Below are 24501 nucleotides of genomic sequence, written 5' to 3' on the forward strand. Positions count from 1 at the left end.
TTTGCTTTGGCCGGGTGTGGCGGCTCCTCGTCGGAGGATTCGGCTACCGACAAGGCGTCATCCTCACCGAGGGCGTCGTACTCCCGGAGCAGTGGCCCCGACCAAAGCAGCAATTCGTCGTTGTCACCTGCGAAGACCGCCCGCGAAGCCGCACGACAGTTCAGCCAAGCTGTGGCGGACGGAAACGCGGATCTCGCCTGTGGATTGGCCGACCCCCGTCTGCGGGCGGGAAGGTTTGGTGCGCCGTGCAGTGAGGCCCTTGCCGAACTCACCCACGATGATCGGTACGTCTTCCCTCAGGCTGCCTGCGTTGTTGACCTCGCCAATTATGAGACTGGCAGCGACCCACAGGACACCCCCGACTCTGTGCGTGTCGATATCAACTGCCCAGACGGGTACACGTGGGTGCGTGTCAACCGCATCGGGGAGACCTGGCGTGTGGCGGATGTCAACGTGAACTAAGGGCTCGCAGATAATCAACGTGTTGCTTCCCGCGCTGGGGCTCGTTGATGTGTGTGCGCGTTCCTGATGAGATCCCAGTGGTCAACTCGCTGTGAAATTCCGGGTGTTCACTCATCTGGACGAGCGACAGCGTCGGCTGCTGATTGGGGGAGGCCCGGATTCTGCGGCATGGCGGGATTCGCGCGGTTGCGCGGGCGTGTCCTGTTCGAAAATCCGGTTTCGGCAGTTGGTCAAGAACTCCGGTGCCAGCAGGTGACCTCATGCGGCACGGTGGTACTCGTTGATTAGACCGCCGAGAAGCCGGACACGCCTAATCTGGCCCTCCAGCGGGAACACCGAGGCCGACTTCCTGGTCTCTAGGGCCCCAGGCGCCCGCTGCTGCAGGGAATTGGTGCGGCCGATGCCCGATGTGGTGGTTGGTATAGGTGTCCAAGACGGCACGCAGATGCCGCTCCCCCATAATGAGCATCCGGTCGGTGCACTCGCGGCGGACGCTGCCCACCCAGCTCGGACGCTCGGGGGGCGCGATCGGAGTGCGAGGCGGCCGCCGCCGGATGTGTGCGCGCTGCTCAGTGCGCTGACCTGCCCGCTGGCCTCCTGGGCCGGGTGTGCCCGGGCAACCGCGAATCGGCCGGCAAGCAGCCCACCAGCCGCACCCGGCACGGCGATCCGTGGCTCAAGTTGCGCTCGGGCAGGCCGCCTGCACCGCCGCCCGCACCAAGAACACCTACCTCGCCGCCCGCTGCCGGCGCCTGGTCGCCCGCCAAGCGGCAAACGCCGGGCCCTGGTCGCGCTGGAACACTCAATCAGGCTCGCGATCTGGCACATGCTCACCTCCGTCGTCCCGCACGACGACTTCGGCGGCGGCTACTTCCTCGAGCGCACCGGCAAGACCCGCGCCACCCGACGGCTGGTCAGCCAGCTCAACCAACTCGGCTACCTGGTCGCCCTCCAGCCCGTCGAAGCGGCCTGACCAGCCACTGCGATATGTGCCACTGAAGAATTTTCGTGTCACGACAGGCTAAGTTCAGGTCCGTGTTCAACCCGCACGTCCGCCTCCTCCAGGAATTAACGGACGAGCAGGCCCGTCTCTCCACAGAACCCGGGCCGGTTGATTGCCCAACACTACGGAGTCGCTGCGGGCGAGTGTGTGGTGGTGCCCGCGACACGCTTTTCGAGGAGCGCGATCTTTCCGTCCAAGGGGTGGGGCATGTGGGGCCAGATGTCTACCTTGACGCTGAGCTGGACGCGAGGCGCTTTGGCGGCGACAGCTTCGGTAGCTCGTTTGATCACGTCCATGACCTCGTCCCATTCACCTTCGATCATTGTGTACATGGAGTCCGACCGGTTCGGGAGGCTGGATTCACGGACTATCTTCACAGCGTCAGCAATGTAGTCGGCGACGGTTGCTTCCACGCCCATGGGGGTCAAAGCGAAGGCGACGAGCACGGTGTTCTTCCTCTCGTTAGCTCGCCCTGGCGAGCGACTTCTTATACGAACGAACGGCGGGTGATGCATAAGCCTCTGCGACCCGCAACAGATAGCTGATCTCGTCGGCGAGATCGCTCGCGCCGGCGCCAGCGAGGTTGGCTATCTGGGGCTGGGGGGCCATGCCGTCATGCTTGGCCTGCAGAGCGGCGGTGAGCCAGCAGGCGGTCACGTGAACATCGCTCAAGTGCTCAGGGACCGCTTGGTCGGTGGCGTGCTGCCGTGCCAGATCGAGGGCGGTCGGCGTGACATAGTTCCGCAACACGATCATTGTGTCCCTGATCTCGATCACTCGACGGTATAGGCGGAGCTGGAGTGGGACCGCCATGCCACGAAAGCGATGACCGGGTCCGAGGATGACATCCGGGCTGGCAGTGATGAGGTCCAGCCACAAGTGGGCGAGCGCCCGGTACGACCTCCCATCCCGCCAGCGGTCGTGCACCTGGGCCAGGACAGGTATCGCAACCCCCACGGCCATGAACAAGGCTTCGACGCCGGTGACTGGCGAGAACAGCGAGCCGATAGCTGGCGAACGGGTCTGCAGGTAGGCAAGTTTGAGAACCCACAGCAAGTCCGCCAGGAGCATGCCGGTGCCAAACAGACGCAGTCCATAGCGTAATAGCCGCGGGGTGTCGTGCCGGCCGTAGCCCCAGCACACGAGCCCGCAGGTCGTGTCCGCAGCCAGATGGAAGGAGAAAAAGACCCACCAGTATGCATCCGGAACGCTCGGCGTTGCGGTTGAGGGGGCGATTGCGTTGCGGACGTGCGGAGGAGCATGGGCGTCGAGGAGGAGCAGAGTGATCATCACAGTGGCGGCGGCACCGAATACCAGAGTGGTATGCCGCTGCCGTCCTGCAGCTCCGAAGATGAACCACAGCACCGCGGCGGCGTCAATGGCACCGAACAGGTGCGTCGCCATGTCGATCGAGTGCGCATTCGGGGCCACATGCGCTAGAGCAGCCGTGACGGGTTCGAGATGTGTCGACATTGCAAGGGCGATCATGACGATCGCGAACCACAAGGGCCGCTGCTCCCGATCGGCTATGCCCTGCCGAGCGCGCACAGCCGCCACCACCCACAGGGCGGTGATGCCGACGCTCTCTATGTACGTGGGCACGATGCTCCCGAGTGGCGAGCCGTCCGCAGTCCCATGGCGGACTCCAGCCCGCCAAGCATTCCGGAGAGCAGTGTCGCGGCGGGCACACGGCCAGCAGCCTCTAAGATGAGGCTAGCGATCATCTCCGCTTCCTGTTCCTGCTGGTCAGAGTATCGGATTCGGGGCAGCGCCTGACGGATGGACTCCGGGTCTGCGATATCGATGTGCCGATACAATCGCTGGTCGTCGCCAGCCGACCGGTGGTTGCACACCACGTGCCCGATCTCGTGCACGATGATGTGCTCCTGATGCAGGGGGCTGGTTTGCGAGTCGTAGAAGATGTAGTCCCCGTACTCGGCGACGAGCCACATGCCTGATGGAGTATTGGGAACCGATGGCGTCGGAAACGGGAGCAGATGCAGCGGACGGGCCCGCTCCCGCGCGAGTTGGTCACAGAGCTCCTGTGCGGAGAAAGGCTCAGGTAAGAGGATCTCACTGATCACCTTCTGACACCGGCGGCGCAGGCGTCTCCAGCGCATTTCTGTCGAATCTCCAGGGTTCGTCGGAGCGGGAGGGCACATGATTCGGTAGCCGCGCCACGTCGTGTGACTGGGTCGGCTCATGAGTGCGGAGGTGACGGGGGCCTTTTCGCGTTCTGTTCCAGTTCGCGAATCTGCCGGATCATGTCTGCAGCCATACGCTTTCCCTCTGGGGAGAGAGCCGCGAGGTCGCCCCGGAGGTATACGGCACTTACTCCGGCCTCGGCCATGGACTGATTCAATTCTCGAGTGGCGAGGAGCTCATCGTCGATCATCCTCTGAGCCACATCGTCGTCCGTGAAGTACGACACCGGCACGTCGAAGTACTTAGCCAAGGCACAAAGATGCCGCAGAGTCGGGTTGGCGCGCTCCCCGCGGTGCAGTTGCCACAGGTATGCGCCGGAGAACGTCTCCCCGGACTGCGCCGCGATCTGCGCCGCCAGTGTCTTGTACGACGGTGTGCCACCCTCACTCAGCCCAGTGCGCCACTTGAGCAGATGATCGAGCCTCGCCGCCATCGTCAGCCGGCTGTCGCCCGGCTGGTCTTTGCTGGCGTCCATCAGCTATGCACCCCTCGGTAGGGCACCAACAGGTGTACCTGGTGATGCCACTAGCGTGACACTCTGTAGCTTGCCCGAAACGGTGGTAGACGGGAACCGCCTCGGCGCCCCTTTACTATTTATTGCAGTTGGCGCCGAGCGTTTCCAGCCGAACAGGCACTGGAGGTCAGCATGCGGCCTGAAACAACAATCGCCTCAGATCACCTTGCTTCAGGGCACGTTAGACCCCTCTGGTGGCAACCGGAGCGCTAGATCGTCATCTCTTGGTGCGGGCGACGATCTTGAAGTAGGTGATCAGCCTTACCGCTGGTTGGAGCGGCCACAGACGCAGCAGGGCCCCCGGGGGCGCGTCCCAAACTCGTCGCCTCGGCTGACGGTCACAGGGCCGTCATCAACCATGCCGGATCCCGCCTGCTGGCAGATATCGCCGAAGGCACCGGCCTGACCGGCGCGTTCACCGACGCGCTCAGGCGGCTGCAGCCGCGCGGCACCGCACACAACCCCGGCAGGATCGCGTGATGCTCGCCGACGGCGGCGAAGCCATCACCGACTTGGCCCTGCTGCGCGACCAGGCCGGGGTCTTCGGCCCGGTGACCTCCACCCCGACCGCCTGGCGCCTGCTGAACGGCATCGACCACACGGCGCTGGCAGCACTGCGCACGGCCTGTGCTGCCGCGCGTCGACTTCGACGAGGACATCCGCCACTAGGTCCTCCTGACCGACACCCGTACGGCGAAGGCTTCCTGCAGCACCTGGAGGTCCGCCATCGCGCCCACGCCCGCGTCGGGACCGCATCCGCTGCGGCAAGACCACCGGCTTGGGCCGCTTACCCTCCCGTCACTTCGCCCTCAACCAAGCATGGCTCGAACTCGCGCTGAGCGCCGCCGACCTGATCGCCGATACGACTCAGACCCTGCTGCTGAAAGGCGAGTTGGCCACCGTGGAACCGAAAAGCTCCGCTACCGGCTACTGCACGCCGCCGGCATCGCTCGCGGCCGGCCGCCGCCTCCGTCTGCGGATCGCCGCGACCTGGCCCTGGAGGCACGAACTCGGCAGCGCGTTCGTCCGCCTCATGGCCCTGTCGCGACCGGCCACCTGACCTGCGGCACTGTCCCTGCCCACCCACGACCCGAGGGACCCTTGAGCACCCGGCCCAAGCGTCGGGCCCCAGCCATGCCCGCCCAGCGACCAACCACCGAATCACCAGTCCACCGCAGCCAGCCAGCTCAGCCATCCGAAGCGAAACGGAGAGGTCAGGCCTGGCAGTTGACCTGCCATGGGTCAGCCTCGGCTGCGGTTTCCCACGGCGGAATCGGATTACGAGACTCAGCTCTGTTCGCGCGCGCGGCCAGCTCTCGACAGCTGTTGTGAACAGTTGGCTCGATCGCGTTCACATCAGTTGACGTTCTGACTGCACCGTCTATAGCCTCGGCGTCGCTGGTGGCTCGCTGGATAGCGCCGGAGTCCATGCGACAGTGCCCCGACACTGAGCCCCGTCCCATTAGTCGTTGGATGGGACCGGCTGATGTTCTGGACGCTCCCGAATGTCGGCCGCCAGTCGATTGGCACCTGCACCTGACCCATATGCATCACGAGACACTGATGCCGAAACCGAGTGGGGGAATTGTGTACCAAGATCTCACATGGACTCCAGTTGCCAGTCAAGCGCCCGCCGCAGAGCGGTGTATGGCGAACTTCAGCTGAACCACCGGCTGGTGGAGGGCTCCCGGACCGGGTCGCTGCCGCGCAAATGAATTCCCGATGTGCGTCCATTCGTCCGAAGTGATGCGAAATTCTGTGACTTCATTTATGCCATGCAAGTCGGGGTTGCAACTTTCAACCAAGGAAGCTGAGGCAATGGAATGCGTTTCCCGGTTACTGGGAAATCTCGAAGTATTGTCCGGCAGTCGCGATGCCGTGGTGCTGGCTCCAAAACTGCGCACACTCTTGGCTCTCCTGCTGATCTCGCAAGGCAGGCCGTCTCCATGAGGAAGTTCATCGAAGAACTATGGCCGGATCAGCCGCCGGCCACCGTCTCAACTGCCATGCAGACCAATATCTACGAGCTCCGCAAGCTACTCGGATCCGCGAAGAAATCACAGGATTGTATGGTCAATTTTCTGCCCGACGTAGGCTTCACACAGGAACAGATCCCCGCCAACTTGACAGGCCGGAGTCAGCTGTTCCGAAGCTGGTGCGCGGACCGGAAAGTGGTTGCGGGTCACCACACGCACCGGGAAGCCATCCTGCGCAAGCAGGGTGTGCGGCTCTTCGAGGTGCAGCGACGCGGGAATGACACCGTGCCGGAGGATCAGCGCCGCCTTGATCAGCCCAGCGATGCCGGCTGCGGCCTCGGCGTGACCGCTGCCTTGACCGATCAATGTCTCCCTGGGAGTAGGCGATGGAGTCGTGCGGGGACATGATGACGTTGACACCCGCGGCGATGCACAGGTCACTCTCGCCGGTGAGCAGACTCTGCCGTGCGGCGTGCACCGGCGACCAGCGACGAGGAGCACGCGGTGTCCAGCACGACGCTCGGCCCGCGCAGGTCGGGGGCGTAGGCGATGCGGCCGGCCGTGACGACACGCAGCCGGCTGCCCACCATGCTGCGGACATCGGGCTCGTGGGCCCGAGGATCGGTCTCCGCGTGCTCCGACGTCGCCTGCCCGACGAACACGCCGCCCCGGCTGCCCGCGAGCCGGGAGGGGCGTAACCCGGCCGGCTCCAAGGCTTCCCGCACGACGTGCAGCAGGGAGCCCGCACGGCCAAGATGTCATGGTCTCGCCAACTCACCGCAACGGAGCGTACGTGACCACCCCTAGTAGGACCATTGCTGCGGCTGTGATGGGCCGTGGGGCAGAGCGGCAACGCCTGGATGCCCTTGTCCGGCCCCGACGCGACGCGAGAGCCGCGGTGCGGTCTTCCGCCGTCCTCTCAAGGACTTGCTTCCGGTGGAACACCGCGGCTTGAAATACCTCTGCAACTGGGCCCTCGGAGAGGCCTGTCCGTGTTCGGCTCGATCTCACCCCCACTTCCGGTCCGGAGGCCGTCCTGAAGCATGGGCGGCCTGAGCCCGGTGCTTCTCGCGCCCGCCGCAATCGCTTGACACCCCCAGCCGACCACCCGCACGGTCGCCGGTCGTCGGCCCACACCTGAGACCGTCATCCAGTGCACCCGAAGCGAGTGTTACTTCATGATCCCTGATGAGGAGTTCTCCGCCGATGTCTACGCCTGGGTCTTGCGGCAGTCCTCGGCCTCCGCAGGTGAAATCCAGGAAACTTTCAACGTCCCCCCCGACTACGTCGAAAACTCCCTGCGGCATCTGGCCGACCTGAAGCTCATCACCTTCCTGGCGGACGACCGGACCAGGTTGATCGGCATCAGTCCGAGCAAGGCGCATGTGGAGCTGGTCGCCCCTATAGAACAGGAGATATCCGACAAACGTCTCACCCTGTCTGAAATCCACAGCAGGCTGCAGCGTTTCGGTGACGTGTACGACGCGGTGCAGCGGTCCGGATTACACAGCGAGACGTCCATCACCACCCGGGACCGTGAGCAGATCCAGTGGCGGCTGGCCGACGCCGCTGCCCACTGCTCCTCCAAGGTCTTCCTCATGCAGTCGGGCGACATCGGTGACGCGTACCCGCTCCGCGTGGCCGAGCCTTTCCTCGTCTCCCTGCTCCGACGCGGGATCGACGTACGCCTCATTGCGCCGCACACCGCGCGCGCCCATACGCAGGTGCGCACGCTGCTCAGTGGCATCGCGGCAGCCGGGGCCCGCGTCCGCACGTCCGACGAACCGCCGGAGAACCTGCTCATCTTCGACGGGAGCACGGCGTTCGCCTTCGCGCCTGAAGACCCGAAGGCACCGCAGGCTCCCGAGGCCGCGGAGCCCCCCTCGGCCCCGGACGTCACCGTCGTCTACGACGCCGCGGCCGTGGAGATCCTGAGCCGACTGCACGCTCACGCCTGGGACTCCGGCATTGACTTCGACAGCAGCTCCGCAGGGTACGGCGAGGCGTTCGGAGCCGTGCAGAACGCCATCCTCGGACTTCTGGCCACGGGCCTGAAGGACGAGGTTATTGCCCGCCGCCTCGGTATGTCCGAGCGGACGTTCCGCAGGCACATCGCGGCGATCATGGACCGGCTCGGCGTGCAGAGCCGCTTCCAGGCGGGTGTCTCCGCCGCCCACGTCGGCCTAGTGCGGGCCTCGTGGCTGTTGGATCCCTTGTCCCACGCGTCGGCGTGAGGCGCCCGGCACGCCGCCCGAGGGGACGTCAGCGTGCGGCCTTGCTCTCGGCCGCCGTGCCGCGGGTCGCCCCGGAGCCCGCCGCCTCGTCCTCGGCCGCCACCTGTCGCGTGCGTCCACCGGTCACCCAGGTCAGCGCGCTCGCCAGGACGAGCACGCCGGCGGCGAGGAGCGGGAGCCGGGCGGCGCCGAACGCGTCCAGCCCGATCGCGCCGACCACCGCGGAAAGGGAGATCCCGACGTACGCGCCGGAGGCGTTCAGCGCGACGCTGAGCGCCGGCTCGCGCGGGGCGAGGTCGACGATGCGCCGCTGCTGCGGTGCCAGTACCGACCACGACAGCCAGCCGGAAACCACGATCACCGGCAGTGCGGTGATCAGTTCGTTGCGCGCCGCCACGGTCACGACGAAGACGGCCGCCAAGGCGAGCGTCACGAGGGAGACGACCCTGCGGGGGCCCTGCCGGTCGGCGAGGGAACCGGCCACCAGGTTGCCCGCGGTTCCCGCGACGCCGAACACCAGCAGCAGGATGGTCAGCAGATTGTCGTGGCCCGCGGTCACCGGCGCGTACACCTCGCTGATGTAGGTGTACGGGATGAAGATCCCGATGAAGGCCACCACCGTCACCAGCAGGACGCCCAGCACCTTGCGGTCGGTGAGCGGGGACATGCGCTGACCGAAGCCGGACCCGGACGCCAGCCGGATCTCCGGCAGTCGCAGCGCCAACAGCGGGACGACCGCGATACCGAGGGCCGCGACGAACCACATGGTCGCCTGCCAGCCCAGCGCTTGCCCGAGCAGCGTGCCCAGGGGCGCGCCCAGGACCAGGGAGGAGGACAGGCCCATGGTCACGATGGAGAAGGCCTGGCCGCGGCGTTCCGGGCCGGACAGGTGGGCCGCGGTCGCCCCGGCGTTCGGGGTGAACATCGCGGCGCCCGCCGCAGCGACGACGCGCCCGCACATGGCGGAGGCGTAACCGGGCGCCAGGGCGGTCACGGCGTTGCCCACGGCGAACGTGACGAGCGCGGTGACGAGCAACCCGCGCCGGGGCCAGTGAGAGGTCAGCCCCGCCAGGACCGGGGCGAGAACCGCGTAGGCGATGGCGAAGACGGTGACCAACTGGCCGGCCGCGGCGACGCTGACGTTCAGCGCGTCGGCGATGTCGGGCAGGACGCCGGCGATGACATAGGCGTCGGTCCCCACCACGAACGTGCCGAAGGCCAGGGTCACCGCGTGGGAGCGCCAGCGGCCCTGGGGTGTGGGGGACGGGGTTGTCGGTGCAGACATGGGGGTGTCCGTTCTCCGTTTCGGGATCGTCGACTCCGGCGACCGTAGCAGAGATACGATGTTCGTCGGAAGAGTCGATGACTATCGGAGCTGAAGGGAGGTGTGACGGGTATGCTCACGTTCGATCACCATCGGAGGTGCCGTGACCGACGAAGAATTCACCTGGATGCCGAAGCCGGACCTCGCCGGGGTCGAGATCGGTGTGGTGCTGCAGGCATTGGCCGACCCGGTCCGGCTGCAGATCGTCCGTCTGCTGGATGTCGGCGGCGAGGGTTCGTGCACCACGCTCGACCTGCCGGTCAAGCGCTCCACCGTCTCCCACCACCTGCGGATCCTGAGGGAGAGCGGAGTCGTCGAAACGCGGGTGGACGGAAACGCCCGCTACAGCCGACTGCGCCGCGACGACCTGGAACGGCGCTTCCCGGGCCTGCTCAAGGCGGTTCTGGAGGCCGCGCCCGCCGACGCGTGACGTTGCCGTGCAGGGGCGGGCGCGGCCGGTCGCGGGGTGCTCAGCGCAGTACGGCCAGGTGGCTCACGCCAGTGCGGGGCTCGGTGTCGCACAGGACGACCGTCTTGTACTTCTGCCGCCATGTCTGCCAGTGGCGGGCCAGAGTCAGCCAGACGCTGGTGCAGTAGGTGCCCCGGTTCGCCCGGTACGTGCGCAGCTTGTCGGGCAGGGCGTCGTCCTTGAACCAGGGCCCGAGCACGATCAGGGTCCCCTCGACGTCCGCCTCCGCCAGTTCGGTCAGCCGCACCGCGGGAGAGACGTGGGTGCCCAGCGCCTCGACCTCTCCGATCCGGGGGCCTGCCGCCGCGTCCGCTCCCGCCTTTGATACGTGGCCCGGTTCCGGGTCGCGGCCGAGGACGAGCAGAACACCCGAGTCGACCAGCGGCGTCTCGTGGGCGAGCGCGAAACGCGTCGGCAGGGTGGTCTGCTCCAGAACGCCCACCACGGCGTCGCCGCACCGTCCGGCCTTCTGATAACCGGCGACGACACGCACAGCCGTGAAGGGCGCCGCGAGGCCCTGCTGGGAGATCCCCACGCTCGTGGCCCCGCCGCCGAGGAGATGGTTGAGCCGGGGGCCCGGCACCGAGAAGGGGTGCAGGTCGGGGAGCGAGTGGGCCAGCACGATCAGGTCCGGCCTGAGCCGCTCCGACGGCCCGGCGTTCGCCACGAGCCGGTCGAGCAGGTCGTGGTGGCTGATCTGCGGACCGGCCCGGAGCACCTCCTCGTCCACGGGCTCGCCGAACGGCTCGACCAGGTCGCGGTAGAAGGCGAGACGCTCGGGGTCAGAGGTGTAGGGCTTGCGGGAAGGCGATACGACGGAGGCCGCCGCTGTGAGAATGGGCATGAGCGGATACCTCTTCCTTCACTTGGCCCGTCGATGGGTGACCACCATGGCGCCGAAGGTGGCGCCGATGCCGACGGAGACGAACAGGTAGTGCTTGCCGTCGATGAGTCGCCCGCTGTCCCGCACGGTCGCGTAGTTGACGAACACATCGGACGTGTAGCAGTGGCTGTACCGCGGCACGTTCTCCAGGAAGATCTTGTCCGCGGCGATCCCCATCTCGTCGATCACGCGCTTCCAGGACAGGGCGTTGACGTTGTGCGGCAGGACCAGCTCGATGTCGTCGAACGCGAGACCCGCCTCCGCCACCGCCGCGCGCATGATCTCGATGCGGGTGTCGGTGGCCACCAGCCCGAAGTCGCGGTTCTCCTCGTCGCTCATCAACAGCCCGGGCGAGAACTCCCCGAGCGTGCGCGAGACGTATGAGCGCACCACGTCGCCCTCACCGCCGAGCGTCACCAGGCACGCGGCTCCCGCGTCGGCCATGACGGCGCTGTTGCGCATCAGCTGCACGGCGGGCGAGAACGCCCGCTCGCCCGTCACCACCAAGGCGTAACCATCGGCGTCGGACTCGGCGCGCAGGAGCTGCGCGACCATGTCGATGGCGCCCAGGTTACTCACGCACGCCTGCTGACTGACGGCGAACGCCTCGGCCCCGGTGAGTCCGAGCTCGTCCCGGATGATCTGGGCGGGCTCCATGTCCGGCGGAGTGAGGGTGGGAATCGTGTGGGCGTAGACCACGTAGTCCACCCGCTTGCCGACGGGCAGCGCCTCCAGGGCCCGCCGGGCGGGAGGCAGCGCTAGGTCGAACAGGGTCAGCTCCGGGTCGTAGCGCATCTCCTCCAGACCGTAGAGCTTGCGGAAGGCACCCACTTCGGCTCTGCCCAGCCCGAGATGCTCAGCGAGGTCGCCCACCTTGACCGTCCGCTCGGGGTGGAATGCCTCGATCCGCTCCAATGTCGTCGCCGTGTCCGTCGTCGTCGCGTTCACCGCACTTCACTCCCCTCGTAGGGACGACGCGTGGGCCGGTGCGTGGGCCCACCCCTGAGCTGATCCGGCTCCAGGAGGTCAGCCGGTGACATGCTCGGCCCGGATGAGCCAGCTGCGGGGGACTCCGCGCCGGTCCCTGGGCTGGACCGCGTACGGCCAGCGGTTCTCACCGGCACCCGGCTCGCCGGGCTCCTTGACCTCCAGCGCCTTCCAGCCGCACGCGGCAAGGAACTCCTCGGGTTCGTCGGTGCCGAACACCCACGGGGTGCCGTCCTCGCGCAGGGCCGTGAGGAAGGTCTGGTTGAACGGGCTGCGCAGCATCTGCATGTTCACCATGTCGGTGGCCAGCCAGCTGCCGGGCGCGGAGACCTGTCCCAGGGTGTGCAGGACGTGCTTCGCCTGCTCCTCGGTGAGGAAGAAGAACAGTCCCTCCACGACCCACAGGGTGGGCGCCTCGCGGTCGTGCCCCGCCCCTTCCAGCGCGGGCAGCCAGTCACCGGCGAGGTCGGCGGAGACAGGCCTGCGCTCCACGCGCGGCCGCGCACCCAGCGTGCGCAGGCGCTCGGCCTTCTCCTCGATCAGCCCGGCGTGGTCCACCTCGTAGACGATCGTGCCCTCGGGCCAGGTCAGCCGGTGGGCACGGGTGTCCATGCCGGCCGCGACGAACACGACCTGGCTGATGCCGCCCTCGGTGAGGAGGGTTTCGATGCTGTCGTCGAGGTACTTGGTCCGGATGGCGATGTACTGCAGCAGGCCGCCGCCGCCGTACTTGTCCAGCAGTTCGAAGCCGCGCGGCGCGGCGAGCGCGCGGGCGAGGTCGTCCGTGAACAGTGCTCCCTCCCTCTGCTCGGACTCGACCGCTCGCGCCGCTGCGGTCCATTGCGCCGTGTACGACACAGCTTCCACTCGTCAACTCCTTGCTGGGTATGCGGTCCTGGGGTGCGCCGGGACGCGGGCCTGGCGGGGGTGGTCCCGAAAACCGGACAAACGTCTACGCGAAGAAGGCCTTCTCCATCGCCGAGATGGTCTGGAAGTCCCGGATGTCGATGGTGTCGAAATCGATCTCGACGTCGGCGGCCGCTTCGATGGCGTAGACCAGTTCCACGAACGATATTGAGTCCACGAGCCGGCTACCGATCAGATCCTCGTCCGGCCCCAGCGAATCCCGGTGCTTGTTGCGCGCCAGAACCCAGTCGCGTATCTCCTCGATGCCCCGCGATGCCATGAGTTTTCTCCCTATTCCTTCGTCCTGTCGGCCTTGAAGGGCGACGAATTAACGGCACACGCGACCGCAATGGCGAACGGTTCGTCGTGCGTGATGCTGATTTCTATGGGACCGAGATGCGCCTTTGCCGCCAGTTCGGCAGCACGCCCCGTCAGCTCGACGGTCGGCCAGCCGCCGACGCCGTGGCGGATTTCGATCCCCTGCCACGGAAGGACTTCTCCGGCAGCTTGGAAGAGTTTGAACACGGCTTCTTTGGCGGCCAGCCTCCCGGCGGCCCCAGGCACATCCACGGCGTTTCCCCGGCGGCACTCGGCGTATTCGCGCGGAGTCAGGATGCGGGTGATCGGCGAGTGATCCGCGTTCGTCGACATCGCGGCGACCCGGCCGAGCGGCACGAGGTCGACGCCGATGCGCACGGGCGGGAAACCGCCAGGGCCGCCGTCAGTCAATCTGCCGTGCCGCGTCGCGTACGGCGTCGAGAGCCTTGCCCAGATCGCCGCCGTGGTGCTCCTCGAGCACCGCGATCCAGCGTTCGAGGCCGAAGGCCGCGCAACTGGTGAAGGCGGCGTCCTCGCCCCCGGGCAGGGTGATCCGGCAGCGCTCGCCGAAGAAGTTGCGGTGCGTGTTGACCGACGCGATGGCGAGGTCGCCGTACTGGAATTCGTACTTGACCGGGGAGAGCTTTGCCAGAAGTGCGCGCGCCCCGGTGTTCTCGAAGAACGGGTCGGTGGCCGGGACCTTTTCTAGGCCCAGCCCGAGGGCGTCCGAGAAGGCGGTGATCCGCCCTGAGAAGCGTTCCAACAGGTGCTGGGTGTGGTCGAAGGCCCCGATGGCGACGGCTTCGCGCATCTGGAAGGTCATGAGCCGACGCAGCCCGCTGTAGTGCGTCTCGTTGCGGAAGCATCGGCTGACGAGCGTCACCAGCACATCCGCATCGAGCTGTCGGCCCTCGTGGAAGAGGTACGCGCCGTAGCAGGTGGCATGCGGCAGACCGTACTGCGTCCCCTGGAGCTGGGACGGCTCGAACCGGCCCGCGACCGGCCCGTCGCCCCGGTGCGCCGGATCGATCGGGCTCGCGGTGAGCGCCAGGTGCGGGAAGTTCTTGTAGACGTCGAACTTCTCCAGGTCGGACACCGGGTACAGCGGCGGCGCGATCACTTCCCGCGCGCCGTCCGACACCGCCCAGCCGGCGAAGATGCCGTCCAGCTCCTTGAGCAGGGCGGTCTGCTCCGGGCCCAGGGTGGTCACCGCGCCCGAGGTTGCGGGGGCCTTGTCCGACGCGGTGGTGGTGGGTGAGGTCATCGCCAGGCCTCCTGCGAATGGGAGATGATCCCGGTCTTCTCCAGGAACTTGCGCGTCTTGCGGAACACCCGCTGCTCCAGGTCGGCGCGCGCCGCACTGGACAGCAGCTCGCTGCGTGCCCGCTGCGGGTTGTCGATCCCGGCGTCCCGGTAGACCTGCGGGTTGTAGAGCGTCTCGAAGCTGTACGTCATGTAACGCCGTACGTAGGCGTCCAGGTCTCGCAGCTCGTCGGGGGTGGCCGTGCGCTTGAGGTCCTCGTACAGGACACCCACCAGCTCGCGCCCGAAGGCGATGTGCCGCGACTCGTCCTGGTGGTGGAGCCGGTTGATAGAGCGGATCGTCTCGTGCAGGCGCTCGTCGGCACCCATCAGGGAGTTGAAGTGATCGACCAGCTCCTCGAAGATCAGGATTCTCAGGAAGACGACGAGGCTCTCTGCCTGGCTGTTGGCGAGGGAGACGGTCCCGCCGGGCATCTGCTTGTAGATCTTCTTGCCGTACCGGTTGCAGAACTCGGCGAAGAACCACATGTGTTCGTTCTCCTCACCCACGAAGTGGTGGAAGAACTCGGACGGCGTCTGGAACCCGGCCGTGTGAATCCGCTTCACCACCTCGATGAGGAGTTCGCGAATTCCGTGGACGTTCAGACTGTAGAAGTTGACGCTCTCGTACTTGGAAAGCGCGTGCAACTGCTGCTCGCTCAGCCGCTTGGCGATTTCCGTTCCGTACGTGGTGGTGAGTTCCGGGCTCATCCACCACATGTCCTCGGGCAGACTGTCCGGCCACTCGAACATCTGGTACGGATTGTAATAGTCGTCGATCGACTTCGCCGAGAGCCGTTCGAGGATTCCCAGGAATCGCTCGTCGCTGTCGATGAGTTGGCTCACCATGTGAAATCGCCCTCCCCAACTTGGTGGCAACTCCACGCTATGGAGGAGACCGGACGCGTTCAATGCCCGCCAGCGGCCAGGCCGGTAGCGGCCAGGCAATCGCCATATCCCTCGACGGCCCGAGGACCGTAGCCTGCATGGGCAGAGCAAAGAGCGCCTAGCGCCATTCCTGGACCTGGAGCCTTTATGGACAGCATTCCGCAGGAGCGCCGACTCGTGACCGCACTCCCGGGCCCGAAGTCGCTGGAGCTGCGGGCTCGACGGGACAGGGCGGTCGCCGCCGGCGTCGCCTCGGTTCTGCCGGTCTTCGCCCAGCGCGCGGGTGGCGGGATCATCGAGGACGTCGACGGGAACCGGCTCATCGACTTCGGTTCCGGCATCGCCGTGACCTCCGTGGGGGCGTCCGCCGAGGCCGTCGTGCGCCGGGCTTCCGCCCAGCTCGCCGACTTCACCCACACCTGCTTCATGGCCACGCCGTACGAGGGGTACGTCGAGGTCTGCGAGCGGCTCGCCGAGTTGACGCCCGGTGACCACGACAAGAAGTCGGCGCTGTTCAACTCCGGCGCCGAGGCCGTCGAGAACGCGGTGAAGATCGCCCGCGCGTACACCGGGCGCCAGGCGGTCGTGGTCTTCGACCACGGCTTCCACGGCCGTACGAACCTGACCATGGCGCTGACCGCCAAGAACATGCCGTACAAGCACGGCTTCGGCCCGTTCGCACCCGAGGTCTACCGTGTGCCGGTGGCGTACGGCTACCGCTGGCCGACCGGTCCGGAGAACGCCGGTCCGGAGGCCGCCGCGCAGGCCATCGACCAGATCACCAAGCAGGTTGGCCCGGAGAACGTGGCCGCGATCGTGATCGAGCCGGTGCTGGGTGAGGGCGGCTTCATCGAGCCGGCCAAGGGCTTCCTGCCGGCGATCCACGAGTTCGCCGCCGACCACGGCATCGTCTTCGTCGCGGACGAGATTCAGTCCGGCTTCTGCCGTACGGGCCAGTGGTTCGCCTGTGAGGACGAGGGCATCGTGCCCGATCTGATCACCACCGCCAAGGGCATCGCGGGCGGTCTGCCGCTCGCCGCGGTCACCGGCCGCGCCGAGATCATGGACGCGGCGCACGCGGGCGGCCTGGGCGGCACCTACGGCGGCAACCCGGTGGCCTGCGCGGGCGCGCTCGGCGCCATCGAGACGATGAAGGAGCTCGACCTCAACGCCAGGGCGAAGGAGATCGAGCAGACGATGAAGGCCCGCTTGACGGTGTTGCAGGAGAAGTTGTCCGTCATCGGGGACGTCCGCGGCCGCGGCGCGATGATCGCCATCGAGTTGGTGAAGTCCGGTTCGAAGGACCCGGATCCGGAGCTGGCGGCGGCGCTGGCCAAGGCCTGCCACGCCGCGGGCCTGCTGGTCCTGACCTGCGGCACCTACGGCAACGTACTGCGCTTCCTGCCCCCGCTCGTCATCGGCGAGGGCCTCCTCGACGAGGGCCTGGACATCCTGGAGCACACCTTTCCCCGGGTCCTGGATTTGTTGCGATGACCATCGAACCAGTTTATAGACTTCGAAGCATCCGATTGACGTCGCAATAGGTAGGAGTGGTGATGACTGTGCTTCGCCTCGCCATCAACGGTTTCGGGCGCATCGGACGCAGCGTGGCCCGCGCGTCCCTGGAGCGTGACGACATCGAACTGGTGGCGGTGAACGACCTGACCGAACCCGCGATGCTGGCTCATCTGCTGGCGTACGACACGGTGCACGGGCGGCTCACCGAGGGGGCCTCCGTGGACGGTGACGTCCTGGTCGTCGGAGGGCGCCGCGTCCGGGTCCTGAAGGAGACCGACCCCTCTGCGCTGCCCTGGCGGGAGCTGGACGTCGACGTCGTGATCGAGTCGACCGGCGTCTTCACCCGCGCCGCCGACGCCCGGCGGCACATCGAGGCCGGCGCGCGCAAGGTCGTCATCTCCGCGCCCTCCGCCGACGCGGACCGGACCGTGGTGATGGGGGTCAACGAGGACACCCTGGACGAGGACGCGCGGATCGTCTCGAACGCGTCCTGCACCACCAACTGTGTCGCGCCCATGGCCAAGGTCCTGCACGAGGCGTTCGGGATCGAACGCGGGCTGATGACCACCGTGCACGCCTACACCAACGACCAGCGCATCCTCGACCTGCCGCACAAGGACTACCGGCGTGCGCGCGCCGCCGCCCAGAACATCATTCCCACCAGCACCGGCGCCGCCCGGGCCATCGGGCAGGTCATCCCCGAACTGGCCGGACGTATCGACGGCATGGCCATGCGCGTCCCCGTCGCCGACGGCTCCGTGACCGATCTGACCGTGGAGCTGGCCCGTGAGGTGACGGTCGACGAGGTTAACGCCGCCTTCCGTAAGGCGGCCGAGAACGAGCTGCGGGGTCTGCTCGCGTACACAGAGGCGCCCCTTGTCTCGACCGACATCGTCGGCACGACGGCCTCGTGCACCTTCGACTCCCAGCTCACCATGGTCACCAACCGGGAGGGCGGTGGGTCGATCGTCAAAACGGTCGGCTGGTACGACAACGAGACGGCCTTCTCGTACCGGCTGCTGGAGCTGACCGCGCGACTGGGGAGCCGGCGATGAGCCGATACGCGCACATCGCGTTCACCGATTCGGTACGCCGCGCCCAGCAGGACCAGGGAAGCACGCGAGCCGTCTCGCGGCTGCTAGCCGATGCACCCGAACGCGACCGACTGGGGCCCGCGGAAGCGGAGTTCATCTCGGTCAGCGACGGCTTCTACCTGGCGAGCGTGAGTGAGACCGGCTGGCCGTATGTGCAGTACCGGGGCGGGCCGCCCGGTTTCGCGCGGGTCCTGGGCGACGACACACTGGCCTTCGCCGATGTACGCGGCAACAGGCAGTACATCAGCGTCGGCAACCTCGCGCACAACGACCGGGTGTCGCTGTTCTTCATGGACTACGCACACCGCCGCCGCATGAAACTGTTCGGCCGGGCATCCGTCGGCGACCCGGCCGAGGCCGGCGGTGACCATGTCGCCACGGGCCCGCGCACGGACGGACTCGTGGAGCGCGTGATCACCGTCCATGTCCACGGTTACAGCTGGAACTGCCAGCAGCACATCACACCCCGCTTCACCGAGGCCGAGATCCGCCAGTACCTCCATGCCACCCGCGCCCGCCTGGACGAACTGGAGGAAGACAACAGGCGACTGCGCAGGGAACTCGCTCGCGTGAACTGAGCCGCGCCGGACGAAAACACAGTCACAGGCATCAGCAAAAGGACCACAGGCCGCCACGCCCCGCGCAATTCCGCAATGGCTGACAGAGCCATCTCCACACTGCCGAGCTCAGGAGGATACGTATGCCTGCACCACAGTCCCCGCTCTTCCAGCCGCAGAGGTTAGAGATTCTTGACGCGACACTGCGTGATGGTTCCTACGCAGTCGACTTCCAACTCGACGAAGAGTTCGTCAGCGAACTCCTCCGACGACTCGACGAGACACCCATTAAGAAGGTCGAGATCGGGCACGGTCTCGGCTTCGAGGCGGAACGACTCGGTACGAGGGCATGCAACATCGATCTCAAACGCTGGTGCGAGATCGCGCGGTCGGAGCTGACGGCCACCTCGTGGGGCATGTTCGCGCAGCCCGAGTTCAGCCGACTCTCCACACTCGCGGAACTCTGCAACCAGGGTATGTCGTTCGTCCGTATCGGCATGGAGCCCGAGCGGGTCCCGGAGCACCTCGACTACATCGAGCGCGCCACCGAGATCTGCGGCGGGGTCTACCTCAACCTGATGAAGACGAGCGGCACGCCCGCCGAGGAACTGCCCGGTCTGCTACGCGACGTCACTCCGGCCATCGCCGGTCTGTATGTGGTGGACTCGTACGGCTCCATGCTTCCCGCGAACGTCCACCTCTATGTGACCATCGCGAAGGAGTCCTTCCCCGTTGTCGGATTTCACGGCCACGACAACCTGGGCATGGCGAACGCGAACAGCATCGCCGCATTCGAGGCGGGTGCCACGATCGTCGACGGGACGCTCGACGGCATCGGCCGCGGCGCCGGTAACGCGGAGACGGAGTCGCTGGCGGGCATCATCAGCACCCTCGGCGAGGACAGGTTCGACTACAAGGCGCTGGCCAGGCTCGCGCACTTCTGCCGGACCAGCCTGGAACTCCTTCCCGAGGACCGGAACATGCAGGTACTCGGCGGCGTGATCGGACTGCATTCCGGATTCTTCCCGATCATCGAGCGGCTGTGCGCCGAACTCACCGTCGACCCGGCTTCCTTGATGGAGACCGCCGCCGAGCTGGCCCCGCGGAGCGTGGGCAAGAGCGATATCCATGCCGCGGCACAGCGCATTTTCCAGCGCACGGCAGCGGCCTGACCCCTTCGAACAGCACGATACGGGAGGAGAAAAAGTGCGGCTGGCACGGTTCAATACCGAGGACGGTCACCAGATATTCGCACATCACCGCAGCGGCTGGGTTTCGCTTTCCGGCATCGAAGGCTACGAGGCCCCGAGCCGTCTGGCCAACCTGCTGGACGCGACCCGCAGGAGGGAGCTCGCGGCGCTGCTCGACCCTCTGCCGGACGCCGAGCCGGCCGATGTCCGCCTGGACGACGCCCTGACCATCGTCGACGGGGGCGACATCTGGGGAGCCGGCCTCAACTACAAGGGTCACTCCGAGGATCTGAACACCCAACAACCCTCGTCCGGGCCCGGATCGTATCTGCGGCCGGGCAACTGCCTCATCGGTAACGGTCAGCAGATCGAACTGCCGTCCCAGAGCAAGAGGGTGACTGCGGAAGCTGAACTGGGCCTCGTCATCGGCACGGAGTGCAAGAACGTGCGACGTGACGAGTGGCGGTCCGTCATCGCGGGCGTCACGGCCGTCCTCGACCTGACCGCGGAGGACGTCATCCGTGAAAACCCCCGCTACATCCCCTGGGCCAAGGGCTTCGACACGTTCTGCAGCGTGGGCCCGCAGCTGGTGACCATCGACGAGTTCGAGGACGCGGATCTCGAGTCGATCCAGGTCTCGACCGTTCGCAACGGTGAGGTCGTCGCCTCCGCGCCCGTGTCCGACATGAAGTACGACCTCGGCTTCCTGGTCGAGTACTTCACGGCCGGCCGCACCTTCGCGCCGGGAACCGTCATCTGCACGGGAACCCCGGGAGCCGCGGTGATCGAACCCGGCGATTCGATCACCGCAGTCGTCGAGGGCATCGGCACCCTCGCTCACACGGTGAAGTCCTAGGCCGACAGGGCCTAGCAGAGGGGGCTGGAAACGGAGCCCTCACGGCCACCGCGCCAGCCCCCGATCCTGCTGGGGCCTTACAGGAGGTTCCTTTTGATGGATCTTGGTCTTTCAGGGCGTACCGCCCTCGTCTGCTCGTCGACAGGAGGCCTCGGCGAGGCAATTGCCCGGACGCTGGCTGCGGAAGGAGCCAACACTGTGGTCTGTGGCCGGCGGGGACACCGGGCGAAGGAGATCGCCGCGGACCTGCCCAGCGCCGTCGGTGTCGAGGTGGATCTTGTCGCTGAGGACGGTCCGGCCGAGCTGTTCGAGGCGACGGTCGCGGCATTCGGTCCACCCGATGTGCTCGTACTCAACGGCCCTGGGCCCAAGCCCGGCCCGGCGGCCGACGTCGATGCGAATGACGTCGATGCCGCGCTGGACGCGATGCTGCGCCAGCACGTCCGGCTGGTTTCGCAGGCACTGCCCGCTATGCGAGAACGCGGCTGGGGCCGAATCCTGGCGGTGGGCTCCAGCGGGATTGCCGCCCCCCTGCCGAACCTCGCGCTGTCAAACCTCGGCCGCGCTGCACTGGCCGGGTACTTGAAGACGCTGGCGGCAGAGGTCGCCGCAGACGGTGTGACCGTCAACCTCTTGCTGCCCGGCCGTATCGAGACCGACCGCACCGCGGCGGTCGACGCTGCGAATGCCGAACGCTCCGGTCGTACCGTCGCCGAGGTGGAGCAGGCGTCGATCGCCACGATCCCAGCCCGTCGCTACGGTCGCCCTTCGGAATTCGCCGCAGCAGCCGCATTCCTCTGCAGCGCGCCGGCGTCGTACGTCACCGGGACAGCTTTGCGCTGCGACGGCGGCCTCGTACGCAGCCTGTAGTCCGAAGTGGGTCGTACATGGTGAGGGCGCGGTCGCGCTCCTGAAGCTGGTGGTCCAGGAGCGCGTCGGTGGTCTGTCGCCCGATCGGCCCCTCGGCGCGGGGTCCAGAGAAGTTTCTGCAATCACGTCCTCGACGTCACGGAACGAGGGCGGGAACCGAAAGTACAGCCAAACGCAGTGCGAGATGCCCTCCCTTGTCCATCAGCACTCATGGTGCGTTGCACCTGAACCGACCAATCAGCGGAGTAGTAACGGATGAGCCAGACACGCGCCCCGGCGGCCCCCTCCTGGCAGGAGGGCGTTTTCGCCGCACTGAAGAAGTACGGCATCCAGCAGGTCGCCTACGTCCCCGACGCCGGCCACTCCCACGTCATCCGTGAAGCGCGTGTCGATCCAGCCATCCACGACGTGGTGTTGACCACCGAGGAGGAGGGCGTCGCCGTGGTCAGCGGGGCCTGGCTGGGCGGGCAGCGGTCCGTGCTGCTGATGCAGAGCAGCGGGGTGGGCAACTGCGTCAACATGTTCTCCCTGCTGCAGATGTGCCGGTTCCCCTTCCTGACGCTGGTGACGATGCGGGGCGAGTACGCCGAGTTCAACCCGTGGCAGGGCCCCATGGGCCGCACCACGCAACAGGCCCTGGAACTCATGGGCATCACCGTCCTGCGCGCCGACACCCCTGAAGAGGTCGAGGAGACCGTCGAGGCCGCCCTGGACTCGGTATTCGAGGCGGGCGAGCGCGTCGCTGTGCTCCTCGGACAGAAGCTGATCGGCCGCAAGAAATGGGAGCGCGACTGATGACCCCCGCCCGCTTGGACCGGCGTGTGTTCGTCGCCGACCTGCTTGCTGGTGTCCCCGAGGACACCCTGGTCGTCACCGGCCTCGGCGCCCCCAGCTACGACGTGTTCGCGGCCGGCGACCGTCCCGGCACCTTTTACCTGTGGGGCGCGATGGGTGCCGCCGCTCCACTCGCCCTCGGTCTCGCCCTCGCTCAGCCGGACCGCCCGGTCGTCGCGATTACTGGCGACGGCGAACACCTCATGGGTATTGGCACGCTGGCCACCGTCGGTGCCCAACTCCCTCCGAACCTCACCCTTGTGGTCCTGGACAACGCGCACTTCGGCGAGACCGGCATGCAGCCCAGCCACACCGGTCTGGGCACCGACCTCGTCGCCGTCGCCCACGGCTTCGGCATCCGCGACGCCGTACGGATCACCGACCTCGCCCAGGCCGAGGACCTCGCCACACGCATCAAGGCGCGCGCGGCGACAACGTACGCCCAGGTGCTGATCACCACCGACGAGCCACCACGCGCGTTGCCGCCCCGCGACGGCGTGGCCAACAAGAACGCCTTCCGCGCCGCGCTCGGCCTGGCCACCTTCTGAACCGGCGGCGGCAAGTGGTTCCCCGCGACGCCCCCTATCTGGGGACCGCGTGGATGAAGGGCTCGGTGTCCATGATGTCCACCATTAAGGGCAAGATCGCGGACTCAGGTCTTTGTGCGTCCTGTCAAGCCCTGGCCCAGGTTGCTGGAGGGGCGGCGGAGGGACTGGTCCGGGGCGGGTGTGAGAACCATGCCTCCTTACGCCCCTCTTCCTCTCCCGCCCGGGCGCCGGCGCCCGACACCCACCCGCTGCCCACCGTGCTGAGCATGTTCGGGCCCAGCACGGCCGCACCAGCGGCCGACCCTTCTATCGGGTCCCCCGCGGCCGGCGGGCACTCTCTCGAAACCGCCTCACCGCAGGGGGAGAGCCGCGGACGGACGCCGCCCTTCACGGCTCCGGGCCCGCGCCAGTGGAGGCCGCAAGCAGGGACAGTGATCGCTCTGTACGCCCTGCCTCGCTTCCGCCTCTTCCGTTTCCGAACCGGCCAACCTGCAACAACCCCTGGGAGCGTTATGTACCGTCGTCTGTTCACCTCGGACGACGGGCAGAAGAAGCCGGAGTGCCCCGCATCGGCCTCCACGACCTGCGGCACCTCGCCGCAACCCTCACCATCACCGTCGGCGTCCCCCTCACCGTGGTGTCCAAGACCCTCCGCCACTCCACCCTGTCCACCACCGCGAACCTCTACAGCCACCTCACCCAGCAAGCCGCCCGCGACGCCGTCGACACCATCGACCGAGCCCTGACCAACGCCGACCAAGGCGGCACCCGCCGTCACTGGCCGAACTGGCTGCGACCACACCGCGACCACTCCGAAGGCCGCAACAAGCGACTCAAGCCGTCCTACTCCCCCATCCCACCAACCAGTTCACCCCAGGCATCCCAATTCCAGGGTAGGTATGCGACCACCAGGCCTGCGAACACGGAAAAGGCCGCTTTCCCATCTCTGAGAAAACGGCCTCCGACCTGCGAAAACGCTGGTCGGGACGACAGGATTTGAACCTGCGACCCCTTGACCCCCAGTCAAGTGCGCTACCAAGCTGCGCCACGTCCCGGTGCCCGTGTCAGCCTGGGGTTCCCCCCGGGCGACCGCGCACGAGAACAATACCGCACCTCAGGGGGTGGCTGCCCACCCCATTCCCCGGGCAGGGGGCACGTACGGGTCACGTCGGGTTGAGTACGGCTACTCAGGCGCGCGCCCGGCCCATGGTCGAGCCTACGGACATGAGTACACCGATCCAGCGGCCGACGACGACGGCCTTCTTCGTGCAGGCCGCGATCTCGTTCGGGATCTCGCTCGCGGCGGTTGCGTACGGCATCTTGAAGCTGCCTGTGGGCGCATGGGAGCGGGGGTTCCTGGGGCTCGGGATGATCTTCGTCGTGACGTCGAGCTTCACCCTCGCCAAGTGTGTGCGGGACCGGCAGGAGATGACCGAGGTGACAAGCCGGGTGGACAAGGCCCGGCTGGACAAGTTGATCTCGGAGCACGATCCGTTCGACATCAAGAACGTCTGACGCCTGACGTCCGAACCCGGCCGGGCGCGGTCACTCACCGTGAGCGCG

General features: G+C 67.0%; 29 protein-coding genes, 1 tRNA gene and 1 pseudogene. 14 read left to right on the top strand and 17 right to left on the bottom strand.

What is annotated here, in order from left to right; translation table 11 throughout:
* Positions 1–1288: 1288 nt before the first annotated feature.
* Positions 1289–1435, top strand: coding sequence for a hypothetical protein (locus ACTWP8_RS23405; protein ID WP_443324100.1), 147 nt, complete (start codon positions 1289–1291; stop codon positions 1433–1435).
* A 152-nt stretch (positions 1436–1587) separates the two neighbouring features.
* Here ACTWP8_RS23405 and ACTWP8_RS23410 read toward each other — a convergent pair whose 3' ends face one another.
* The 5 genes from ACTWP8_RS23410 to ACTWP8_RS23430 all read right to left on the bottom strand — a co-directional run bounded on the left by ACTWP8_RS23410 (position 1588) and on the right by ACTWP8_RS23430 (position 4843).
* A complete protein-coding gene (locus ACTWP8_RS23410; RefSeq protein ID WP_443316914.1) occupies positions 1588–1911 on the bottom strand; it encodes an MTH1187 family thiamine-binding protein in 324 nt (107 codons plus the stop codon).
* 16 nt (positions 1912–1927) lie between these two features.
* Entirely contained in the window at positions 1928–3067 is a 1140-nt protein-coding gene (locus tag ACTWP8_RS23415) for an MAB_1171c family putative transporter (protein ID WP_443316913.1), read from the bottom strand.
* On the bottom strand, positions 3052–3549 hold the full coding sequence (locus ACTWP8_RS23420; protein ID WP_443316911.1) for a hypothetical protein: 498 nt from the start codon (positions 3547–3549) through the stop codon (positions 3052–3054). The genes ACTWP8_RS23415 and ACTWP8_RS23420 overlap by 16 nt, the downstream gene beginning before the upstream one ends.
* 116 nt (positions 3550–3665) lie before the next feature.
* Entirely contained in the window at positions 3666–4145 is a 480-nt protein-coding gene (locus ACTWP8_RS23425; protein WP_443316910.1) for a hypothetical protein, read from the bottom strand.
* Positions 4146–4522: 377 nt separating this feature from the next.
* Positions 4523–4843 carry a hypothetical protein gene (locus ACTWP8_RS23430; RefSeq protein ID WP_443324101.1) on the bottom strand — a complete coding sequence of 107 codons (321 nt, stop codon included), beginning with the start codon at positions 4841–4843 and terminating at the stop codon, positions 4523–4525.
* 119 nt (positions 4844–4962) lie between these two features.
* On the opposite strand from ACTWP8_RS23430, the gene ACTWP8_RS23435 reads away from it, so the two are divergent.
* On the top strand, positions 4963–5244 hold the full coding sequence (locus ACTWP8_RS23435) for a hypothetical protein (protein ID WP_443324102.1): 282 nt from the start codon (positions 4963–4965) through the stop codon (positions 5242–5244).
* Positions 5245–6241: 997 nt separating this feature from the next.
* On the opposite strand, the gene ACTWP8_RS23440 is transcribed toward ACTWP8_RS23435, so the two are convergent.
* The 3 genes and pseudogenes from ACTWP8_RS23440 to ACTWP8_RS23450 all read right to left on the bottom strand — a co-directional run bounded on the left by ACTWP8_RS23440 (position 6242) and on the right by ACTWP8_RS23450 (position 6885).
* On the bottom strand, positions 6242–6526 hold the full coding sequence (locus ACTWP8_RS23440; RefSeq protein ID WP_443324103.1) for a hypothetical protein: 285 nt from the start codon (positions 6524–6526) through the stop codon (positions 6242–6244).
* A 40-nt stretch (positions 6527–6566) separates the two neighbouring features.
* A pseudogene (locus ACTWP8_RS23445) lies at positions 6567–6617 on the bottom strand (hypothetical protein); the annotation flags it as partial.
* Positions 6598–6885, bottom strand: coding sequence for a beta-ketoacyl synthase N-terminal-like domain-containing protein (locus ACTWP8_RS23450; protein ID WP_443324104.1), 288 nt, complete (start codon positions 6883–6885; stop codon positions 6598–6600). The gene ACTWP8_RS23450 and the pseudogene ACTWP8_RS23445, both read right to left, overlap by 20 nt.
* Before the next feature lie 453 nt (positions 6886–7338).
* Between ACTWP8_RS23450 and ACTWP8_RS23455 the strand changes: the two genes are divergently transcribed.
* A complete protein-coding gene (locus ACTWP8_RS23455; protein ID WP_443316908.1) occupies positions 7339–8394 on the top strand; it encodes a LuxR C-terminal-related transcriptional regulator in 1056 nt (351 codons plus the stop codon).
* Positions 8395–8422: 28 nt separating this feature from the next.
* Here the strand turns inward: ACTWP8_RS23455 and ACTWP8_RS23460 are convergent, their stop codons facing one another.
* Complete coding sequence (locus ACTWP8_RS23460) at positions 8423–9679, bottom strand: MFS transporter (RefSeq protein ID WP_443324105.1); 1257 nt, start codon at positions 9677–9679, stop codon at positions 8423–8425.
* A gap of 166 nt (positions 9680–9845) precedes the next feature.
* Between ACTWP8_RS23460 and ACTWP8_RS23465 the strand changes: the two genes are divergently transcribed.
* Entirely contained in the window at positions 9846–10148 is a 303-nt protein-coding gene (locus tag ACTWP8_RS23465) for an ArsR/SmtB family transcription factor (RefSeq protein WP_443316976.1), read from the top strand.
* 40 nt (positions 10149–10188) lie between these two features.
* Here the strand turns inward: ACTWP8_RS23465 and ACTWP8_RS23470 are convergent, their stop codons facing one another.
* The 7 genes from ACTWP8_RS23470 to ACTWP8_RS23500 form a co-directional block, all read right to left on the bottom strand.
* Positions 10189–11031 (bottom strand): hypothetical protein, encoded by an 843-nt coding sequence (locus ACTWP8_RS23470; RefSeq protein ID WP_443324106.1) that lies wholly within the window; start codon positions 11029–11031, stop codon positions 10189–10191.
* 18 nt (positions 11032–11049) lie between these two features.
* Entirely contained in the window at positions 11050–12018 is a 969-nt protein-coding gene (locus ACTWP8_RS23475; protein ID WP_443316904.1) for a 3-oxoacyl-ACP synthase III family protein, read from the bottom strand.
* A gap of 78 nt (positions 12019–12096) precedes the next feature.
* On the bottom strand, positions 12097–12924 hold the full coding sequence (locus tag ACTWP8_RS23480) for a class I SAM-dependent methyltransferase (protein ID WP_443324107.1): 828 nt from the start codon (positions 12922–12924) through the stop codon (positions 12097–12099).
* Between the two features lie 85 nt (positions 12925–13009).
* A complete protein-coding gene (locus ACTWP8_RS23485; protein WP_443316902.1) occupies positions 13010–13243 on the bottom strand; it encodes an acyl carrier protein in 234 nt (77 codons plus the stop codon).
* An 11-nt stretch (positions 13244–13254) separates the two neighbouring features.
* Positions 13255–13659, bottom strand: a complete 405-nt coding sequence (locus ACTWP8_RS23490) for a holo-ACP synthase (RefSeq protein ID WP_443324108.1) — start codon at positions 13657–13659, stop codon at positions 13255–13257.
* A gap of 25 nt (positions 13660–13684) precedes the next feature.
* The gene (locus ACTWP8_RS23495; protein WP_443324109.1) at positions 13685–14545 is read right to left on the bottom strand and encodes a hypothetical protein; all 861 of its coding nucleotides are present in this window, start codon (positions 14543–14545) and stop codon (positions 13685–13687) included.
* Positions 14542–15432: a diiron oxygenase gene (locus ACTWP8_RS23500; protein ID WP_443324110.1), complete on the bottom strand. Its 891-nt coding sequence runs from the start codon at positions 15430–15432 to the stop codon at positions 14542–14544. Before ACTWP8_RS23500 ends, ACTWP8_RS23495 begins: the two co-directional genes overlap by 4 nt.
* A 186-nt stretch (positions 15433–15618) precedes the next feature.
* Here ACTWP8_RS23500 and gabT point away from each other — a divergent pair, with 186 nt between their 5' ends.
* The 9 genes from gabT (at position 15619) to ACTWP8_RS23545 (ending at position 23938) form a co-directional block, all read left to right on the top strand.
* Positions 15619–16965: a 4-aminobutyrate--2-oxoglutarate transaminase gene (gene gabT, locus ACTWP8_RS23505; RefSeq protein WP_443324111.1), complete on the top strand. Its 1347-nt coding sequence runs from the start codon at positions 15619–15621 to the stop codon at positions 16963–16965.
* 62 nt (positions 16966–17027) lie between these two features.
* Positions 17028–18044, top strand: coding sequence for a type I glyceraldehyde-3-phosphate dehydrogenase (gene gap, locus ACTWP8_RS23510; protein ID WP_443324112.1), 1017 nt, complete (start codon positions 17028–17030; stop codon positions 18042–18044).
* On the top strand, positions 18041–18661 hold the full coding sequence (locus ACTWP8_RS23515; protein WP_443324113.1) for a pyridoxamine 5'-phosphate oxidase family protein: 621 nt from the start codon (positions 18041–18043) through the stop codon (positions 18659–18661). The genes gap and ACTWP8_RS23515 overlap by 4 nt, the downstream gene beginning before the upstream one ends.
* Positions 18662–18783: 122 nt before the next feature.
* Positions 18784–19812: a hypothetical protein gene (locus tag ACTWP8_RS23520; protein ID WP_443324114.1), complete on the top strand. Its 1029-nt coding sequence runs from the start codon at positions 18784–18786 to the stop codon at positions 19810–19812.
* Positions 19813–19846: 34 nt separating this feature from the next.
* Positions 19847–20686, top strand: coding sequence for a fumarylacetoacetate hydrolase family protein (locus ACTWP8_RS23525; protein WP_443324115.1), 840 nt, complete (start codon positions 19847–19849; stop codon positions 20684–20686).
* A 96-nt stretch (positions 20687–20782) separates the two neighbouring features.
* Entirely contained in the window at positions 20783–21556 is a 774-nt protein-coding gene (locus tag ACTWP8_RS23530; protein WP_443324116.1) for an SDR family oxidoreductase, read from the top strand.
* Positions 21557–21811: 255 nt separating this feature from the next.
* On the top strand, positions 21812–22351 hold the full coding sequence (locus tag ACTWP8_RS23535) for a phosphonopyruvate decarboxylase (protein WP_443324117.1): 540 nt from the start codon (positions 21812–21814) through the stop codon (positions 22349–22351).
* Positions 22351–22938, top strand: a complete 588-nt coding sequence (locus tag ACTWP8_RS23540) for a thiamine pyrophosphate-dependent enzyme (protein WP_443324118.1) — start codon at positions 22351–22353, stop codon at positions 22936–22938. Before ACTWP8_RS23535 ends, ACTWP8_RS23540 begins: the two co-directional genes overlap by 1 nt.
* A 409-nt stretch (positions 22939–23347) precedes the next feature.
* The gene (locus tag ACTWP8_RS23545) at positions 23348–23938 is read left to right on the top strand and encodes a tyrosine-type recombinase/integrase (protein WP_443324119.1); all 591 of its coding nucleotides are present in this window, start codon (positions 23348–23350) and stop codon (positions 23936–23938) included.
* Here ACTWP8_RS23545 and ACTWP8_RS23550 read toward each other — a convergent pair.
* A tRNA-Pro gene (locus tag ACTWP8_RS23550) sits at positions 23917–23993 on the bottom strand. The genes ACTWP8_RS23545 and ACTWP8_RS23550 overlap by 22 nt on opposite strands.
* Positions 23994–24162: 169 nt before the next feature.
* Here ACTWP8_RS23550 and ACTWP8_RS23555 point away from each other — a divergent pair.
* Complete coding sequence (locus ACTWP8_RS23555; RefSeq protein WP_443319617.1) at positions 24163–24453, top strand: YiaA/YiaB family inner membrane protein; 291 nt, start codon at positions 24163–24165, stop codon at positions 24451–24453.
* Positions 24454–24501: the final 48 nt, after the last annotated feature.

This window comes from Streptomyces sp. 7N604, assembly GCF_052245475.1.
In the GTDB taxonomy this organism is placed as follows: domain Bacteria; phylum Actinomycetota; class Actinomycetes; order Streptomycetales; family Streptomycetaceae; genus Streptomyces.

What these genes read in the sequence shown, in the direction of transcription:
- gabT (WP_443324111.1), top strand. Translation starts at nt 15,619, where the DNA reads ATGGACAGCATTCCGCAGGAGCGCCGACTCGTGACCGCACTCCCGGGC.
- ACTWP8_RS23460 (WP_443324105.1), bottom strand. Translation starts at nt 9,679, where the DNA reads ATGTCTGCACCGACAACCCCGTCCCCCACACCCCAGGGCCGCTGGCGC.
- ACTWP8_RS23405 (WP_443324100.1), top strand. Translation starts at nt 1,289, where the DNA reads ATGCTCACCTCCGTCGTCCCGCACGACGACTTCGGCGGCGGCTACTTC.
- ACTWP8_RS23530 (WP_443324116.1), top strand. Translation starts at nt 20,783, where the DNA reads ATGGATCTTGGTCTTTCAGGGCGTACCGCCCTCGTCTGCTCGTCGACA.
- ACTWP8_RS23520 (WP_443324114.1), top strand. Translation starts at nt 18,784, where the DNA reads ATGCCTGCACCACAGTCCCCGCTCTTCCAGCCGCAGAGGTTAGAGATT.
- ACTWP8_RS23535 (WP_443324117.1), top strand. Translation starts at nt 21,812, where the DNA reads ATGAGCCAGACACGCGCCCCGGCGGCCCCCTCCTGGCAGGAGGGCGTT.
- ACTWP8_RS23430 (WP_443324101.1), bottom strand. Translation starts at nt 4,843, where the DNA reads ATGTCCTCGTCGAAGTCGACGCGCGGCAGCACAGGCCGTGCGCAGTGC.
- ACTWP8_RS23515 (WP_443324113.1), top strand. Translation starts at nt 18,041, where the DNA reads ATGAGCCGATACGCGCACATCGCGTTCACCGATTCGGTACGCCGCGCC.
- ACTWP8_RS23485 (WP_443316902.1), bottom strand. Translation starts at nt 13,243, where the DNA reads ATGGCATCGCGGGGCATCGAGGAGATACGCGACTGGGTTCTGGCGCGC.
- ACTWP8_RS23425 (WP_443316910.1), bottom strand. Translation starts at nt 4,145, where the DNA reads ATGGACGCCAGCAAAGACCAGCCGGGCGACAGCCGGCTGACGATGGCG.
- ACTWP8_RS23455 (WP_443316908.1), top strand. Translation starts at nt 7,339, where the DNA reads ATGATCCCTGATGAGGAGTTCTCCGCCGATGTCTACGCCTGGGTCTTG.
- ACTWP8_RS23555 (WP_443319617.1), top strand. Translation starts at nt 24,163, where the DNA reads ATGAGTACACCGATCCAGCGGCCGACGACGACGGCCTTCTTCGTGCAG.
- ACTWP8_RS23495 (WP_443324109.1), bottom strand. Translation starts at nt 14,545, where the DNA reads ATGACCTCACCCACCACCACCGCGTCGGACAAGGCCCCCGCAACCTCG.
- ACTWP8_RS23500 (WP_443324110.1), bottom strand. Translation starts at nt 15,432, where the DNA reads ATGGTGAGCCAACTCATCGACAGCGACGAGCGATTCCTGGGAATCCTC.
- ACTWP8_RS23470 (WP_443324106.1), bottom strand. Translation starts at nt 11,031, where the DNA reads ATGCCCATTCTCACAGCGGCGGCCTCCGTCGTATCGCCTTCCCGCAAG.
- gap (WP_443324112.1), top strand. Translation starts at nt 17,028, where the DNA reads ATGACTGTGCTTCGCCTCGCCATCAACGGTTTCGGGCGCATCGGACGC.
- ACTWP8_RS23465 (WP_443316976.1), top strand. Translation starts at nt 9,846, where the DNA reads ATGCCGAAGCCGGACCTCGCCGGGGTCGAGATCGGTGTGGTGCTGCAG.
- ACTWP8_RS23540 (WP_443324118.1), top strand. Translation starts at nt 22,351, where the DNA reads ATGACCCCCGCCCGCTTGGACCGGCGTGTGTTCGTCGCCGACCTGCTT.